This window comes from Sulfurimonas sp. NW15, assembly GCF_051132285.1.
GTDB classification, from domain to species: domain Bacteria; phylum Campylobacterota; class Campylobacteria; order Campylobacterales; family Sulfurimonadaceae; genus Sulfurimonas; species Sulfurimonas hydrogeniphila.
Genome location: NZ_CP093237.1, coordinates 564,973 through 579,146, shown reverse-complemented (window position 1 = coordinate 579,146; position 14,174 = coordinate 564,973). Strand labels below are relative to the sequence as shown.

General features: G+C 39.7%; 15 protein-coding genes. 8 read left to right on the top strand and 7 right to left on the bottom strand.

Annotated elements, in window-relative coordinates; all coding sequences use genetic code 11:
* Positions 1–6: 6 nt before the first annotated feature.
* The 3 genes from MLC52_RS02920 to MLC52_RS02910 are packed head-to-tail and all read left to right on the top strand — an operon-like array spanning position 7 to position 3,911.
* A complete protein-coding gene (locus tag MLC52_RS02920; protein ID WP_434581230.1) occupies positions 7–1,215 on the top strand; it encodes an apolipoprotein N-acyltransferase in 1,209 nt (402 codons plus the stop codon).
* Positions 1,216–1,270: 55 nt separating this feature from the next.
* The gene (locus MLC52_RS02915; protein ID WP_434581228.1) at positions 1,271–3,370 is read left to right on the top strand and encodes an RNA degradosome polyphosphate kinase; all 2,100 of its coding nucleotides are present in this window, start codon (positions 1,271–1,273) and stop codon (positions 3,368–3,370) included.
* Positions 3,371–3,383: 13 nt separating this feature from the next.
* On the top strand, positions 3,384–3,911 hold the full coding sequence (locus MLC52_RS02910; protein WP_434581226.1) for a gamma carbonic anhydrase family protein: 528 nt from the start codon (positions 3,384–3,386) through the stop codon (positions 3,909–3,911).
* On the opposite strand, the gene argJ is transcribed toward MLC52_RS02910, so the two are convergent.
* Genes argJ through rpmB form a run of 3 tightly spaced genes read right to left on the bottom strand, consistent with a single transcriptional unit; the run spans position 3,899 to position 6,405 of the window.
* Positions 3,899–5,077 (bottom strand): bifunctional glutamate N-acetyltransferase/amino-acid acetyltransferase ArgJ, encoded by a 1,179-nt coding sequence (gene argJ, locus MLC52_RS02905; protein WP_346389437.1) that lies wholly within the window; start codon positions 5,075–5,077, stop codon positions 3,899–3,901. The two genes, MLC52_RS02910 and argJ, sit on opposite strands and share 13 nt — an antisense overlap.
* Positions 5,070–6,200, bottom strand: a complete 1,131-nt coding sequence (locus MLC52_RS02900) for a potassium channel family protein (protein ID WP_434581224.1) — start codon at positions 6,198–6,200, stop codon at positions 5,070–5,072. The genes argJ and MLC52_RS02900 overlap by 8 nt, the downstream gene beginning before the upstream one ends.
* A gap of 16 nt (positions 6,201–6,216) precedes the next feature.
* Complete coding sequence (rpmB, locus tag MLC52_RS02895; RefSeq protein WP_013326380.1) at positions 6,217–6,405, bottom strand: 50S ribosomal protein L28; 189 nt, start codon at positions 6,403–6,405, stop codon at positions 6,217–6,219.
* Positions 6,406–6,571: 166 nt separating this feature from the next.
* On the opposite strand from rpmB, the gene MLC52_RS02890 reads away from it, so the two are divergent.
* The 5 genes from MLC52_RS02890 to MLC52_RS02870 are packed head-to-tail and all read left to right on the top strand — an operon-like array spanning position 6,572 to position 10,830.
* Positions 6,572–7,369, top strand: a complete 798-nt coding sequence (locus MLC52_RS02890) for an HDOD domain-containing protein (RefSeq protein ID WP_346389436.1) — start codon at positions 6,572–6,574, stop codon at positions 7,367–7,369.
* Positions 7,366–8,760 (top strand): chemotaxis protein CheX, encoded by a 1,395-nt coding sequence (locus MLC52_RS02885; RefSeq protein ID WP_346389435.1) that lies wholly within the window; start codon positions 7,366–7,368, stop codon positions 8,758–8,760. The genes MLC52_RS02890 and MLC52_RS02885 overlap by 4 nt, the downstream gene beginning before the upstream one ends.
* Before the next feature lie 45 nt (positions 8,761–8,805).
* Positions 8,806–9,447, top strand: a complete 642-nt coding sequence (gene rpe / locus MLC52_RS02880; protein WP_434581221.1) for a ribulose-phosphate 3-epimerase — start codon at positions 8,806–8,808, stop codon at positions 9,445–9,447.
* Positions 9,447–10,031, top strand: a complete 585-nt coding sequence (locus MLC52_RS02875) for a phosphoribosylanthranilate isomerase (RefSeq protein ID WP_346389433.1) — start codon at positions 9,447–9,449, stop codon at positions 10,029–10,031. The genes rpe and MLC52_RS02875 overlap by 1 nt, the downstream gene beginning before the upstream one ends.
* Positions 10,021–10,830, top strand: coding sequence for a 3'-5' exonuclease (locus MLC52_RS02870; protein WP_151900920.1), 810 nt, complete (start codon positions 10,021–10,023; stop codon positions 10,828–10,830). The genes MLC52_RS02875 and MLC52_RS02870 overlap by 11 nt, the downstream gene beginning before the upstream one ends.
* A 2-nt stretch (positions 10,831–10,832) precedes the next feature.
* Here MLC52_RS02870 and accA read toward each other — a convergent pair whose 3' ends face one another.
* The 4 genes from accA to fabG all read right to left on the bottom strand — a co-directional run bounded on the left by accA (position 10,833) and on the right by fabG (position 14,154).
* Entirely contained in the window at positions 10,833–11,768 is a 936-nt protein-coding gene (gene accA, locus MLC52_RS02865) for an acetyl-CoA carboxylase carboxyl transferase subunit alpha (protein ID WP_151900921.1), read from the bottom strand.
* 16 nt (positions 11,769–11,784) lie between these two features.
* Positions 11,785–13,002 carry a beta-ketoacyl-ACP synthase II gene (locus MLC52_RS02860; protein ID WP_151900922.1) on the bottom strand — a complete coding sequence of 406 codons (1,218 nt, stop codon included), beginning with the start codon at positions 13,000–13,002 and terminating at the stop codon, positions 11,785–11,787.
* Positions 13,003–13,116: 114 nt separating this feature from the next.
* Positions 13,117–13,344, bottom strand: a complete 228-nt coding sequence (gene acpP / locus MLC52_RS02855; protein WP_013326372.1) for an acyl carrier protein — start codon at positions 13,342–13,344, stop codon at positions 13,117–13,119.
* A 63-nt stretch (positions 13,345–13,407) separates the two neighbouring features.
* Positions 13,408–14,154, bottom strand: coding sequence for a 3-oxoacyl-ACP reductase FabG (gene fabG, locus MLC52_RS02850; protein WP_151900923.1), 747 nt, complete (start codon positions 14,152–14,154; stop codon positions 13,408–13,410).
* Positions 14,155–14,174 lie beyond the last annotated feature (20 nt).

The following is a 14,174-nucleotide window of genomic DNA, read 5'->3' as shown; positions in this document are numbered from 1 at the left end:
TTCAAAATGAATTCCTTAACAAAAAATATTTTACTCGCAATTGGCACGGCTGCACTTTTCAGTGCTTTTATCTATTTGGAATATTTTGGCATTGAAAATAAATTTTTCAATACCCTTTTTGGACTTGGAGCAATAGCACTGCTTCTTAGCATTCCTAAAAAAGCGGTTCTTTTTAGCGGTTTTTTTATAGGACTCTTTTGGTTTTACTGGATCGGTTTCAGTTTTAAATACCAGGGTGTCGGTTATATGGAGCCTTTTGTTACTCTCGGCTTCGGTATTATTTATCTTCTCTTTTTTGCACCGCTTGCCTTTACAGACAAGCCCTATATACGGGCCATACTGCTTTTTGGGCTCAGCTTTTTTGAACCGCTTGGCTGGAACTGGATGAAAATTGAGCTCTTGTTTGTCAACAGTTATATAGGCATTTACAAATATCAGTTGGCGGCCGTTTTGCTCGCCCTCTCCCTGCCTTCACTGATAAAAAACAAAAAATACAGATATTTGCCTCTTTTGCTTCTCGTTTTTGCCTATAACTACGGCTATCCCAAGCAGTATGATGCGCCCCTGAAAATAAAGCTGGTACAAACAGAAATCCCCCAAAGTGTCAAGTGGGAGAGAAGCAGCCTCTACCCTACCGTTGCCATGATTTTTGAAAAAATCCGTCAGGCACAGGCAGAAGGCTATGATGTTGTCATATTCCCCGAATCTGTCTTCCCTCTTTTTATGAATGAAATGCCGAAACTGATGCAGGAACTTCGTAAGGCTTCTGAAAAAATCACTGTCATTGCCGGTGCACTGATGCGTGAAAACAATCTCAACTACAATGTCACCTATATGTTTGACAAAGGCAGATACAAGGTTGCCAAAAAACTCATTCTGGTTCCTTTTGGCGAGTACATTCCTCTGCCAAAATTTGCACAAAAATTCATCAACGATACTTTTTTTCAAGGATCAAGTGATTTTGTTACGGCAAAAAAACCGACAGACTTTGTCATAAAAGGTATCAGGTTCAGAAATGCCGTCTGTTATGAGGCTACATGTAAAGAGCTCTACAATGGCAATGTAAAATATATGATTGCCATAAGCAACAATGCATGGTTTACCCCTTCTATTGAGCCGACACTGCAGAAGTTGCTTTTAGAGTACTATGCCCGAAAAAACGGTGTGACAATTTACCACGCAGCCAACATGAGCGGCACAGGTGTAATCAAATAGTAATAATTTCTTTGCTATAATAAAGAAAAAACTTACCAAAGAAAGTGAAAATTTTATGATAAACCTTAAAAATCCCAATCTTTATTTAAACCGTGAGCTTTCATGGTTACAGTTTAACACAAGAGTCCTCAAACAGGCACAGGATGAGTCTTTGCCGCTGCTTGAACGTCTCAAATTTCTTGCCATTTACGGAACAAATCTGGATGAGTTCTATATGATTCGCGTGGCAGGACTTAAAAAGCTTTTTGCCGCGGGTATTATCGTCTCAGGGGCCGACAGGCTGACACCTCTGCAGCAGCTTCGTGAAATCAGAAACTATCTGCATCAGGAACAGCAGGTTGTCGAGCACTGCAGAAGTGAAATATTTAAAAAACTTGAGCCTCATGGTATCAGTGTAAAGACATATGATGAAGTGAACAATCAGGACAAACATAAACTCAACCAGTATTTCAATGAAAACATCTATCCGGTAATTATTCCCATTGCCATAGATGCCACACATCCTTTTCCACATCTTAACAACCTGAGTTTCGGGCTTATCGTAAAACTTCGCGATATGGACAACGAAAATATAGAACGCTTTGGAATTATACGTGTTCCCCGTGTTTTAAACAGATTTGTAGAGCTTGGAAACGGAACCTATGTACCGATAGAAAGTGTTGTGGAAAAGCATGTTGATGAACTTTTTCCGGGCTATGAGCTTATCAAATATGCCCCTTTTCGCGTGACAAGAAATGCTGATATTGCCATAGAAGAAGAGGAAGCTGATGACTTTATGGAGATTCTTGAAGAGGGGCTCAAACTCCGCCGTAAAGGAGAAATGGTCCGGCTTGAGGTCGGTTCAAATGCTGATGATGAAATCATTAACTTTTTTAACCGTCATGCACATATATACAAAGATGACATCTACAGATACCATACCTTTTTAAATCTCTCAAGTCTTTGGCAGATAGTATCGAACAAAAACTTTGCACATCTTTTGGCACCGGCATTTCAACCGAAAAATCTGCCGCCTTTTGAAAACAATGAAGATATTTTCTCTATCCTGGAAAAGCAGGATGTCTTGATGTACCATCCTTATCAGAGTTTTGACCCTGTGGTAAATCTCATTCAACATGCGGCAAAAGACCCTGATGTTGTCTCTATAAAAATGACACTCTACCGTTCAGGGACAAAGTCGCCTATCGTCAAATCTTTGATGGATGCCAGTGAGTCGGGAAAACAGGTTACCGTTATGGTTGAGCTAAAAGCACGCTTTGACGAGGAGAACAATCTCATTTGGGCAAAAGCGCTTGAAAAATCAGGAGCCCATGTTATTTACGGAATTCAAGGGTTTAAAGTCCATGCAAAAGCGGCTTTAATCACAAGAAGAAAAAACGGAAAACTCAAGCAGTATGCCCATTTAGGCACAGGAAACTATAACCCTTCCACTGCAAAAATATATACTGACATGAGTTATATGACGAGCAAGGACACCATCACCAATGACTTAACACGTTTTTTTCACTTTTTGACAGGCTTTAGCAAAAAAGGAAAACTCAATGAGTTATATATGTCTCCTTCACAAATCAAGCCTAAAGTCCTTTCACTCATTCACAATGAAACAAGACAGGGAAAAAACGGACATATCATTGCAAAGATAAACTCACTTGTTGACGATGATGTCATCAGAGCACTCTACAAAGCCTCTATAGCCGGTGTAAAAGTTGAGCTTATTGTACGTGGTATCTGCTGTTTGAAGCCCGGTATCAAAGATGTCAGCGAAAATATAAGAGTTGTTTCCATTTTGGGAAAATACCTTGAGCATGCCCGTACTTTTTATTTTAAAAATGATGCATCAAAAGTCTATATCTCAAGTGCAGACTGGATGCCCCGAAATCTTGTGCGGCGTATAGAGCTTTTAACTGCCATCAAAGATGAAGATGCCAAAAAGAAAATTATACAGATTCTCAAACTGCAATGCTCCGACAATGCCCTTGCACATGAACTGCAAAGTGACGGATCCTATATAAAAATCAAACCAAAAGAGGGGCAAAAGGTTATCAACAACCACAAACTTCTTGAAGACTATGTCAATCGCATTGCAAAAGCAACCAAAAAAGAGACCTCTACCTATGTGCAGCAACTGGTTAACCGTCTCTTCATAGAAAGTTAAAGGAGCACGCCTTATGTTACATGTATACAAAAATATAACCCCGACTGTAGGTAGCAGAAGCTGGATAGCGCCTTCAGCGGATGTTATCGGAGATGTTACCTGTGGAGAAGACTGTTCCATCTGGTTTGGCTGTGTCGTTCGCGGTGATGTGCATTATATAAAAATCGGCAATCGTGTCAATATTCAGGATTTGAGTATGATACATGTAACGCATTACAAAAAAAAGGACAAAAGTGACGGAAATCCGACAATCATCGAAGATGATGTGACCATAGGACATCGCGTCATGCTGCACGGATGTACCATAGAAAAAGCCTGTCTTATCGGCATGAGCGCTACTATACTGGACGGTGCGGTTATAGGCAAAGAGAGCATAGTCGGAGCAGGTTCGCTTGTGACAAAAAACAAAGTTTTTCCGCCATGCTCACTCATCATGGGAAGCCCTGCAAAAGTTGTCAGAGAATTGAGCGAGGAGGAGATAAAAGAACTTTACGCCTCTGCCTCACGCTATGTGGCGTTTAAAGAGGATTATGTTCTGTAGTCTGCATTTATTTTGACATATTCATACCCGAGATCGCAGCCAAAAGCTGTGAACTTTCCGTCTCCTATTCCCAAATCGCAATAAATGGTAAATGCTTCTCTTTTCATTATCTCACCGGCTTTTTGCTCCATCACTGCATCGAAATACAGTGTTCCCCTGTCATAGACACAGACATCTTCAAAGGCAATACGCAGTTTTTCTTCATCCGCATCAGCGCCGCTTGCACCGACTGTTGAAGCGATTCTTCCCCAGTTTGGGTCTTCTCCGTAGAGTGCCGTTTTGACAAGTAAAGAATTGGTCAGCGCTTTGGCCACAATCTCTGCCTCCGCATCATCTTTTGCCCCACTCACTTCATAGGTAACAAGTTTTGTCGCGCCCTCTCCGTCTCTTACCATTTCACGGGCCAAAAAACGCATAATTTTATAAAGAGCTTCTGTGAATGCTCTCCTGTGGTAGACTTTACTTTTTGCATTGCTGAGCAACATGACTGTGTCATTGGTCGAGGTATCTCCGTCAACACTTGCGGCATTAAAAGTTGTTTTTACATTTTCAGTTAAAATATTTTGCATTTCATCTTTGTCAATTTTGGCATCAGTTGTGATAAAACAGAGCATAGTAGCCATAGCGGGATTAATCATACCCGCGCCTTTTGCCATTGCACCAATGTGAAAACTGCTGCCGTCTTCAAGCTCAACTCTGTAGGCAATCTGTTTTGAAAAAGTATCGGTTGTCATAATCGCTGCCGCCGCCGAACTGCCGTCTCGTTTTTTCAAATCAAAAAGTCTGGCACCCGCTATAATCTTCTCTTTTGGCAGTCGTACACCGATAACACCTGTTGAGCTCATTACAGGATTGTGCACTTCCTCCGGCAAGGTGGCTAAAATTTCTTCTATATCTTCAATACCTGCTTTTCCGGTCATAGCATTGGCATTTTTAGAATTAATAAGTACAAAATTTGTTTGAAACTCACCTTTTGCTTTAAAGTGGCGTATAGGTGCTGCCGTCATTTTGTTTGTTGTAAATGCTGTTGCTATTTCACACAAGGTATCACTGTAAACAAAAGCCATATCTTTTGCTTTGTTCGGTTTTAATCCTGCACTGATACCATCTGCATAAAAACCTTCTGCCGTACAAACCCCACCATCAACTTTTATCAACTTATACAAACTTCAACTCCTTAGGTTTGACTCTTTTTGAAATCAGATCTTTTGTTATTTTAATCCCTTCCTGTGTGCCTATCACTAGAAGTTTCGATTCACTTGTCACCAAGGTATCTCCCTTTGGCATTCCAATAAGCTTTCCGTCTTTTCTGGTAATTCCCACAACTGATGTGTTTGCAATTTCCCGGATATGTGTCTCTTTCAATTTTTTGAGAACTGCCCAACTGTAACGCGGCACTATGATCTCTTGCATATCCAAAGGATTGTCACTTTTATATAAAAATTCTTCAAGCAGATTTTCCATATCGGGACGGGCTGCCATTGCAGAGACTCTCTGCGCTGTGAGTTTTGTCGGAGAAACGACAGTGTCTGCTCCAAGTTTTTTCAGCTTTTCCACATCACTCATTGTTTCTGCTGAGGATATCACATAATAGGGACGAGGCAAAAAATGTTCTTTCTCAAAAAGCCGCACCGAAGCAATCAGCGCAATATTGTCAGCAATAAAACTCGACAAAGTAATCAAACCTTTTGCAGAAGAAAGATGTGCTTTGAGCATTGAGAGCTCAGCATGAGGCTGTGCCTGCAAAAAATGCGGATATTTATGCTCTATTGCCCATTCATGGATTTCAGCTCTTGGATCAATCACAATAAAAGGAATATGGTTTTTTCGCAACTGTTTTGTTACTTCTATTGTATAATCATTATGATAACACACAACAAAATGCTTTTTAAGTCTTGCTATTTTGTACAGCATTCTTCTCTCCTTCATTATGGCAACAATATGCCCCTTGTTCAGTTCTGAAACCAAAATACCTATAGCACTTGAAAATACTGCAAACCCTGCAATAATTAAATTGATAGTAAAAATTCTTCCTGCGTTTGATATTGGAGCAATTTCACCAAACCCAACAGTAGTAAAAGTAATGGCCGTTTGATAAATTGCATCCATTATTGTAAAATTATCTATAAGAACATATCCGGATGTTCCTATTAACATTACAAACACTGTTAAAATTAAAGGGAGACGAAAAGCTTTAAGGTGGGAATAAACTTCAGGAAGAAGCTTGGGATCAGGCTTGGGAGGGCTCTCCCAATTTAGGAACTTGCGAATCCTTGGTAAAAGATTCAAAACTGATTCCTATAGTCTACGAATTTTTCTTAAGTGTGCGTAATTCTCTTGCAGAAATCTTAATCTTCTTCGTTGTACCGTCTTCTAATGTAATACGAACTGTTCTTAGGTTTAATAAAAAACGACGCTTTGTTCTGTTTTTTGCATGAGAAACATTGTTCCCACTCATCGGGCCTTTGCCGCTGATAGCACATCTTCTTGCCATTTGAGTATCCTTGAATGATATTTTAAAGTTGCGAATTATAGCAAACAAAAGCAAAACTGCAACTTAAGCCTGTTTTGTTTTTTTTGAGAATATACTTTCTATACTTTATTTGAATTTTATCTTAATCTCGTTAGAATATATAATATCCAACATAAAGTAGTAAAATTTGATTACATTACAACAGATAGACGCATTTATAGAAAAAATACCGCCATCACCAAAGATTTTAAAACAGACGCTCGCTTTGCTTGATCAGGGTGATCTGGTTCAAGCAGCAAAAGTGGCACAGAATGACCCTGCACTCAATGCCTATTTGAAAGAGCTGGTGAACAAACCTTTGTACGGGTTTAAAAATGAAGTCACAAATGTTTCTCAGATTTTTGGCATACTTGGTGTCTCAAGATCACAGCAGGCGGCTTACAACTATATGATCTCTTTGCTTTCTCCCGCAAAATGGAAACTCTTCAAACTGAACAAATCTTCTTTTTATGATTTACAGGCCGGACTCTCTGTTGACTGGCACAAAATTACCGCTTATTTGCAGATAGAAGATAAAGACCTTCAGAGTGCTGTTGCTCTGCTCCCTGCAAGTATCATAGTATCCGAAGCACTCTTTTGTGAAAAAATTGAAGATGTAAAGCTTCTTAGAAGTGTAGATGAGATTGATCTCAACACCATATTGCAGAGACTCTGCAATATGGACCTGTTTGATATATGCGAAAGAATTTCCCAAAAATGGGAAATGCCCAAAAATATTGCCGATATCATTCAGGCATCTTCCGGCATTAAACCGTCTCAGGATGAAACAAACAACAAACTTGGAAAATGGATGCATCTGCTACTCTTTTACACCCTGTCAAAACCTGTTTTTATTGAAGCCGGATTGAATGATTTTATTGACTTTCAAATTGATTTTGTCAGCGACATCTATAATGACTTTTCAAAACTGATGGAGATTTCATGAGAGCGGTAATTAGAGAAGGAATCGGCGTATTTCACCCTCAGGGATTCCTTGACGGTTCGTCAGGAAGTTCCTTTCTGAGCATAGAAGATATAGATGCCACACTCAAAAGCAATGCTTCGATGATTCTTGTTTCACTAAAAAAAGTTATTTTCTTCAACAGAAACGGTTTGGATACTTTTGTAAAAATGTTTCAAAAAGTCAGAAGCAAAAACCATATAATCGTCGGTTTTTGTGATTATGACAAAAAGAAATATGATGCTTTTAAAAAATTTTATGATGGCGATTTAAGTTTTTCACTCTTTAAAACTCAGCAAATCGCTTCTCTGTTTGCAGACGGGTTCAAAGAAAAAAATAAAAATATACTGCTTTACAGTGAAGACAAGTCACAAAGAGCCGCTCTGGCAATAGAGTTGCACAACAATGGCCACAACCCGATAGTTGCACAGACAAAAGAAGAGTTTTTACAAAAAGCAAAAGTAGAAAATGCCTATGATGTCATCATAGAAGACACATATCTCGGGCAAATGGGACAAAAAGTTGCAACAAGAGTCACAGGCAATGCCATCATATACACTGTCTCTTCATTTTTGGATGCGGAAATAGGCAATACTTTTAATATAGCCTATCACAACAATTCATTACATGTAGGTTTTAGACTTTTTATCTTTGATGCCTACAAAGTTGTCAGTATGAACATTCATGCTCTTAATTTTTTCTCAAAGCTTGCATCATCTTCTGCCGAATACAATGCCACCATATGTTTTGTAGGCATGTCTTTTGACAAAACACCTCTTTCTTTCAAAGAGACACTTGAAGATGCCGGCATCATGTTTTTTGAACAGATGGATGATATTTTGCAAAACAAAGAACTTTTGGACGAACTTGGTGCCAGCAGTGCAGCTGCGACAAAGAACAAACGTGCACTTAACAAAGTACTGGTAACAGAACTGCCAAGATTTATTGATGCGACTGTAGCCACTATAGAGATGATGACAAATTCAAAAGCAGTAAAAGATGCGGCAAAAGTAGACAAAATTGAAATTACTGACAAAGATGGAAAAATAGCGAGCTCTATCGGTTTTTACGGAGACATTGACGGCATGGTTATGCTTGTTTTTCCGCTGGGCATTGCGAAAAAAGCCTGTGAACTGCTTATTGGGGAGAGTACTGACGACAAAGAGATGATACTTGATACTCTGGCTGAACTTGTCAACATTGTCGGAGGAAAAGTAAAAACACTTTTGGCAGACGAACACATCAGTGTGGATATTACCCTTCCTAGAACCTACCATAATGTTGAAGGACTGCTAGAAGTTGCCAAAGGAAAAAAAGGTGTTCAGGTTGATTTATCCTTTGATAATGACAAGTTTTTGTTTTTCTTAACAAGGTAAAAGCTATTATAGTTTATAATTCCACAATAATTTAAAAGGAAGAATATGCAAGTAGCCCCTAGCGTTCTCTCGGCAGACTTTGGAAATTTGGCACGGGATGTACAGGAAATATGTGAAGCGGAATGTGATCTGGTACATGTAGATGTCATGGACGGGCATTTTGTACCCAATCTGACGATAGGGCCGGTTGTGGTTTCGGCTATAGCCAAAGCTGCCACAAAACCCCTGGATATTCATCTTATGGTCGAGAACAACACCTTTTTTGTAGAGCTTTTCGCACCTCTGCAGCCAAAATATATCTCTTTTCATATAGAAGAAGAAAAACACCCGCATAGGCTCATACAAAAAATCCGCTCTCTTGGCATCAAACCCTGTATAGTGCTCAATCCCAACACAATTCCCGAAGAATTGGAATACCTTCTTGGTGATTTGGATATGGTTTTGCTTATGAGTGTGAATCCTGGTTTTGGAGGGCAATCTTTCATAGATTCCGTACTTCCAAAAGCAAAAAAACTTGATGCTATGAGGAAAAGACTCAATCCCGAATGTCTTATCCAGGTAGACGGCGGGGTAAGTGACAAAAATATCCATGCACTCAAAGAAGCCGGCGTTGATGTTGTTGTTGCCGGCAGCTATGTTTTCAAGCACGAAGACAGAGCCAAAGCGATAAAGAGCTTACAAATATAATGCGTACAAAAATCTGCGGTATTACCTCTTATGAGGATGCTATGACGGCAATAGATGCCGGAGCTGATGCACTTGGATTTGTATTTTATGAAAAATCTCCACGCTGCTTAACACCTGCTGAGGCAAAAAAAATTATTCAAAAACTTCCTCCTTTTGTTGAGAAAGTAGCCCTCTTTGTCAACGTCGATGCACAGACAGTCAATGCTACATGTAAAGAGGTTGGTGCGACACTTGCCCAGATTCATTTTGAAGCAGACGAGGCATTTTATGAAGCACTGAAAATCCCTCATATCAAAGTTATAAGAGCACAAAAAAAAGAAGATGTCCTCCAATATGCTGATGAGTACAGACTTGTTGATGCCTACTGTGAAGCATATGGCGGTGCAGGAAAACAACTTAATGCAGAATGGTTTGAGGGCGTTGAATGTTCCAAAATAATTCTTGCCGGCGGCTTAACTCCCGACAACATTCAGGCTCTGAAAAAGTACGGTTTTTATGCTTTTGATGTCAGCAGCGGTGTAGAAATATCACACGGGAAAAAAGATGCAGCTAAAGTAAGAGAGTTTATACACAATGCTCACTGATAATTTCAATCTTGATGCCAAAAGCATTTCACGACTCTCTTCACGCGGGCTCTCTTTAAAAACACTCAAAGAGCAACTGAGCGAAGAGCTTGAACTTTCTATAGAACTCTGGAAAGCACAGGGTTTACATGTAATCAGACACCAGGGATATTACTATTTCGATACAAAATTTATTCCTATCCATCAGGCAGAATTCTGTATCGTTGATATCGAAACAAACGGTTCAAAAATAGAAAAACACCAGATCATTGAAATTGCTGCTGTAAAAGTAAAAAATGGAATAATCATAGACAGATTTGAATCTTTGGTCCATACCAAAGAAATTAATCCTCATATCACGGAGATTACAGGCATAACTGTCGATGATACAACAAATGCGCCTCAACTCAAAGATGTTCTGCAACGATTTAAACTCTTCTTGGGTAATGCCGTGTTTGTTGCCCATGATGTCAAATTTGATTACAGCTTTATATCCAAAAGCCTGCAAAAAATCGGCTTGGAACCCCTGCTAAACAGGAGTCTCTGTTCTCTTGCCTTGGCTGAAAGAACTATTGTCTCTTACAGATATGCACTTTCCTATCTGAATGAAACACTGCGATTAAATCCAGAAGCCAGGCATCACAGAGCCATGAGCGATGTCATTACAACCTATGGACTGTTTTTGTTAAGTCTGGAGAATTTGGATGAAGATATAAAAACGGTAGAAGATTTAATTAAGTTTTCAAAAGAGGCGCCAAGGCTGAAACGCCCAAAATTTGATCCTCTTTTAGAGATAAAAAAAGAGGAAAAAGAGCAGTAGAGTTACTCCTTGAAAGCACCCGGTTTTGTGAGTTTTGCATAGCGTGCATTCATTCTCTCTTCTTCACTCATAGCTTTTAATTCGTCCACTTTTTGTAAAAAATACTCCTTAAGAACCTGTGCTGCTTTTTCTTTTTCTCTGTGTGCTCCGATTAAAGGCTCATCTATAATATCGTCAATCAAATCAAGCTCTTTTAAATCTGCACTGGTGATTTTAAGTGCGTTTGTAGCAGTTTCTACTTTTTTAGGATCATTCCAAAGAATTGCAGCACATCCCTCAGGCGAGATAACACTGAAGATAGAATAACGCATCATTGCAAATTTATCGGCAACGCCGATGGCAAGAGCACCGCCGGAACCGCCCTCTCCTATAACAATAGAAACCGTAGGAATTTTCAGTTCTGCCAGTTCAAGCAGATTTCTCGCAATAGCCTCGCTCTGGTTTCTCTCTTCTGCCCCTATACCAGGATAGGCACCCGGTGTGTCTACAAGCATAAGAAGCGGAATATTGAATTTTTCTGCTAATTTAGCGGCACGGAGTGCTTTTCTGTAGCCTTCAGGATGCGGCATACCAAAATTTCGCTTCAACTTGTTTTTTGTTCCACGCCCTTTTTGCTCGCCGATAACCATAACTTTTTGATTGTCAATATACCCAATATAACAAAGAATAGCGGCATCATCACGGAAATGTCTGTCTCCGTGTATTTCATACTTGTCTCTCATTATAAGATTAATATAATCCAGTGCATAAGGACGATCAAGATGGCGTGCCAGTTGAAGCTTTTGAAAGTCAGAAAGATTTTTATAAATCTTTGTAACTTCCTTATCTAATTTCTTTTTCAACTCTTCAACTGCGCCTTGATCATGGCGAACCTGTGCAGAGATTATATCTTCTTGAATAGCTTTTATTTTATATTCAAAGTCTAAGTATGTAGCCAAATTAAATCCTTGTCAATTAGATTTTTTTGAATATAAGAACGCCGTTTGTTCCGCCAAAACCAAATGAGTTACTCATAACAATGTTTAGATCTGCTTTTCTCGCACCTTCAGTAACATAATCCAGGTCACAGTTTTCATCAGGTGTTTCATAGTTGATTGTCGGAGGAATGATACCGTCCCGCATCGCCATCAAACATGTAACAGCCTCTATACCGCCTGCTGCACCGAGACAGTGACCGATCTGTCCTTTGATAGAGCTCATCGGAGGACAGTTTTCTTTTCCGCCCAAAAGATCTTTCAGCGCTGCTGTTTCATTTTTATCATTTACCGGTGTACTGGTTCCATGTGCGTTGACATAGTCAAGTTTCGGTTCACCTGCCATTTTATAGGCAGCTTTCATCGCACGGGCAGGACCGTCCAATGATGGTGTTGTAATATGATTCGCATCACCGCTTTCACCAAAACCGATAATTTCACCGTATATTTTTGCACCACGCGCAACTGCATCTTCGTATGTTTCCAAAACAAGAGCCGCAGCCCCCTCTCCCATAACAAAACCGTCACGATTTGCGTCAAAAGGACGAGAGGCATGCTTGGGATCATCATTTCTTGTAGAGAGTGCTTTCATCGCGGCAAATCCGCCGACTCCCACACCTGTTATAGCAGACTCTGCCGAGACAACCAGCATTTTATCGGCTCCGCCGCATATAATGGTTTTTACCGCTTCACTGATTGCATGTGTTCCTGCGGCACAGGCTGTTACACTTGAAAGGTTTGGTCCTTTTGTTCCGTGTTCTATAGAAACGAATCCTCCCAGCATATTTACAAGAGCACCCGGAATAAAAAACGGAGAAATTCTTCTTGGTCCGCGAGTCTCTAAAATAACAGAACTTTTCTCAATGGAAGGGAGTCCGCCGATTCCTGAACCTGCACTGATTCCGAATCGCTCCATATCTGTATCTTCAGGAAGTGCCGCATCTTCCATCGCTTCTTTGGCAGCTTTGAGTCCAAGGTGGATAAATCTGTCTGCTTTTTTTACTTCTTTGGGAGGCATAACCGTAGCAGGATCAAAGTCTTTGACTTCTCCGGCTATTTTTACACTGAATTTTTCAGGGTCAAATATAGTGATGATGTCTATTCCGCATTCACCGTCACATATAGCTTTAAAAGAACTCTCTTTATCGTGACCTACTGAATTTATCATTCCCAGACCTGTAACTACCACTCTTTTCATTGAATATTCTCCATAAAATAATAAAATACTTTTAAAAATCAATACAAAAATTAACTATTAAAAATATTTGCTTTCAAAGAGATGACTAACCTCTTTGAAAAATTAAAAAACTGACTACTTGTTTTCGATATAGTTTACAACATCTTGAACAGTTTGAATTTTTTCAGCTTCATCATCAGGAATTTCGATGTCGAATTTTTCTTCAAGAGCCATTACCAGTTCTACAACATCAAGACTGTCTGCACCTAAATCTTCTACGAATTTTGAATCCGGTTTTACTTCATCTGGGTTAACGCTTAACTGCTCAACTACTACTTCTTTAATATCATCTAAAAGTGCCATTATAGCTCCTGTTTTTTTAAGTTTAAAATCCTGTAATTATAGCATAAATATCTTAGAGGACATTTATGCCATGTTCATTCCGCCGTTAACTTTTAAAGTTTCTCCCGTAATGTAACTTGCATAGTCCGAAAGTAAAAAAGCTGTTGCGTTTGCCACCTCTTTTGCATCACCGAAACGGTTCATAGGAATCTTGTCTGTAAAACTTTTTTTCACCTCATCACTCAGCACTTCTGTCATTTCAGTTGCAATAAATCCCGGTGTGATAGTGTTGTATCGTATACCGCTTGTCGCAGCTTCAATTGCAAAGCTTTTTGTCATTGCGATAACCCCGCCTTTGCTCGCTGCATAGTTTGTCTGTCCGCCGTTTCCTGTTTCGCCTACAATCGAAGCAATATTGACAACCGAACCGAATTTTTTCTTTCGCATAACTTTCATAGATTCGCGACATCCGATAAAAGCAGAGGTAAGATTAGCGTTAATAACAGCCATAAAATCTTCTGTTTTCATACGCAATGCCAGCTTGTCTTTTGTAATGCCTGCATTGTTTACAAGATAGGAAAGCTCACCGTCCGCATCCACTATTGTCTTTATCCCGTCAATAAAAGCTGCCTCATCGGTTACATCAAACCCGATAACCGCCGCACTGCCTCCCTCTGCTTCGATTGCCTCTTTTACCGCATCCGCTTCTTTTGCGCCGCTTCTGTAGTTTATCCACACCTTTAGACCAAATCCCGCCAAAGTTTTGGCGATTTCTGCACCTATTCCACGGCTTGCGCCTGTTACTAAAACATTTTTTCCGCTAAATTTCATTATACCTTCCTTTAATTTTT

What these genes read in the sequence shown, in the direction of transcription:
- MLC52_RS02920 (WP_434581230.1), top strand. Translation starts at nt 7, where the DNA reads ATGAATTCCTTAACAAAAAATATTTTACTCGCAATTGGCACGGCTGCA.
- MLC52_RS02915 (WP_434581228.1), top strand. Translation starts at nt 1,271, where the DNA reads ATGATAAACCTTAAAAATCCCAATCTTTATTTAAACCGTGAGCTTTCA.
- MLC52_RS02910 (WP_434581226.1), top strand. Translation starts at nt 3,384, where the DNA reads ATGTTACATGTATACAAAAATATAACCCCGACTGTAGGTAGCAGAAGC.
- fabG (WP_151900923.1), bottom strand. Translation starts at nt 14,154, where the DNA reads ATGAAATTTAGCGGAAAAAATGTTTTAGTAACAGGCGCAAGCCGTGGA.
- rpe (WP_434581221.1), top strand. Translation starts at nt 8,806, where the DNA reads ATGCAAGTAGCCCCTAGCGTTCTCTCGGCAGACTTTGGAAATTTGGCA.
- MLC52_RS02870 (WP_151900920.1), top strand. Translation starts at nt 10,021, where the DNA reads ATGCTCACTGATAATTTCAATCTTGATGCCAAAAGCATTTCACGACTC.
- MLC52_RS02875 (WP_346389433.1), top strand. Translation starts at nt 9,447, where the DNA reads ATGCGTACAAAAATCTGCGGTATTACCTCTTATGAGGATGCTATGACG.
- MLC52_RS02885 (WP_346389435.1), top strand. Translation starts at nt 7,366, where the DNA reads ATGAGAGCGGTAATTAGAGAAGGAATCGGCGTATTTCACCCTCAGGGA.
- MLC52_RS02860 (WP_151900922.1), bottom strand. Translation starts at nt 13,002, where the DNA reads ATGAAAAGAGTGGTAGTTACAGGTCTGGGAATGATAAATTCAGTAGGT.
- rpmB (WP_013326380.1), bottom strand. Translation starts at nt 6,405, where the DNA reads ATGGCAAGAAGATGTGCTATCAGCGGCAAAGGCCCGATGAGTGGGAAC.
- acpP (WP_013326372.1), bottom strand. Translation starts at nt 13,344, where the DNA reads ATGGCACTTTTAGATGATATTAAAGAAGTAGTAGTTGAGCAGTTAAGC.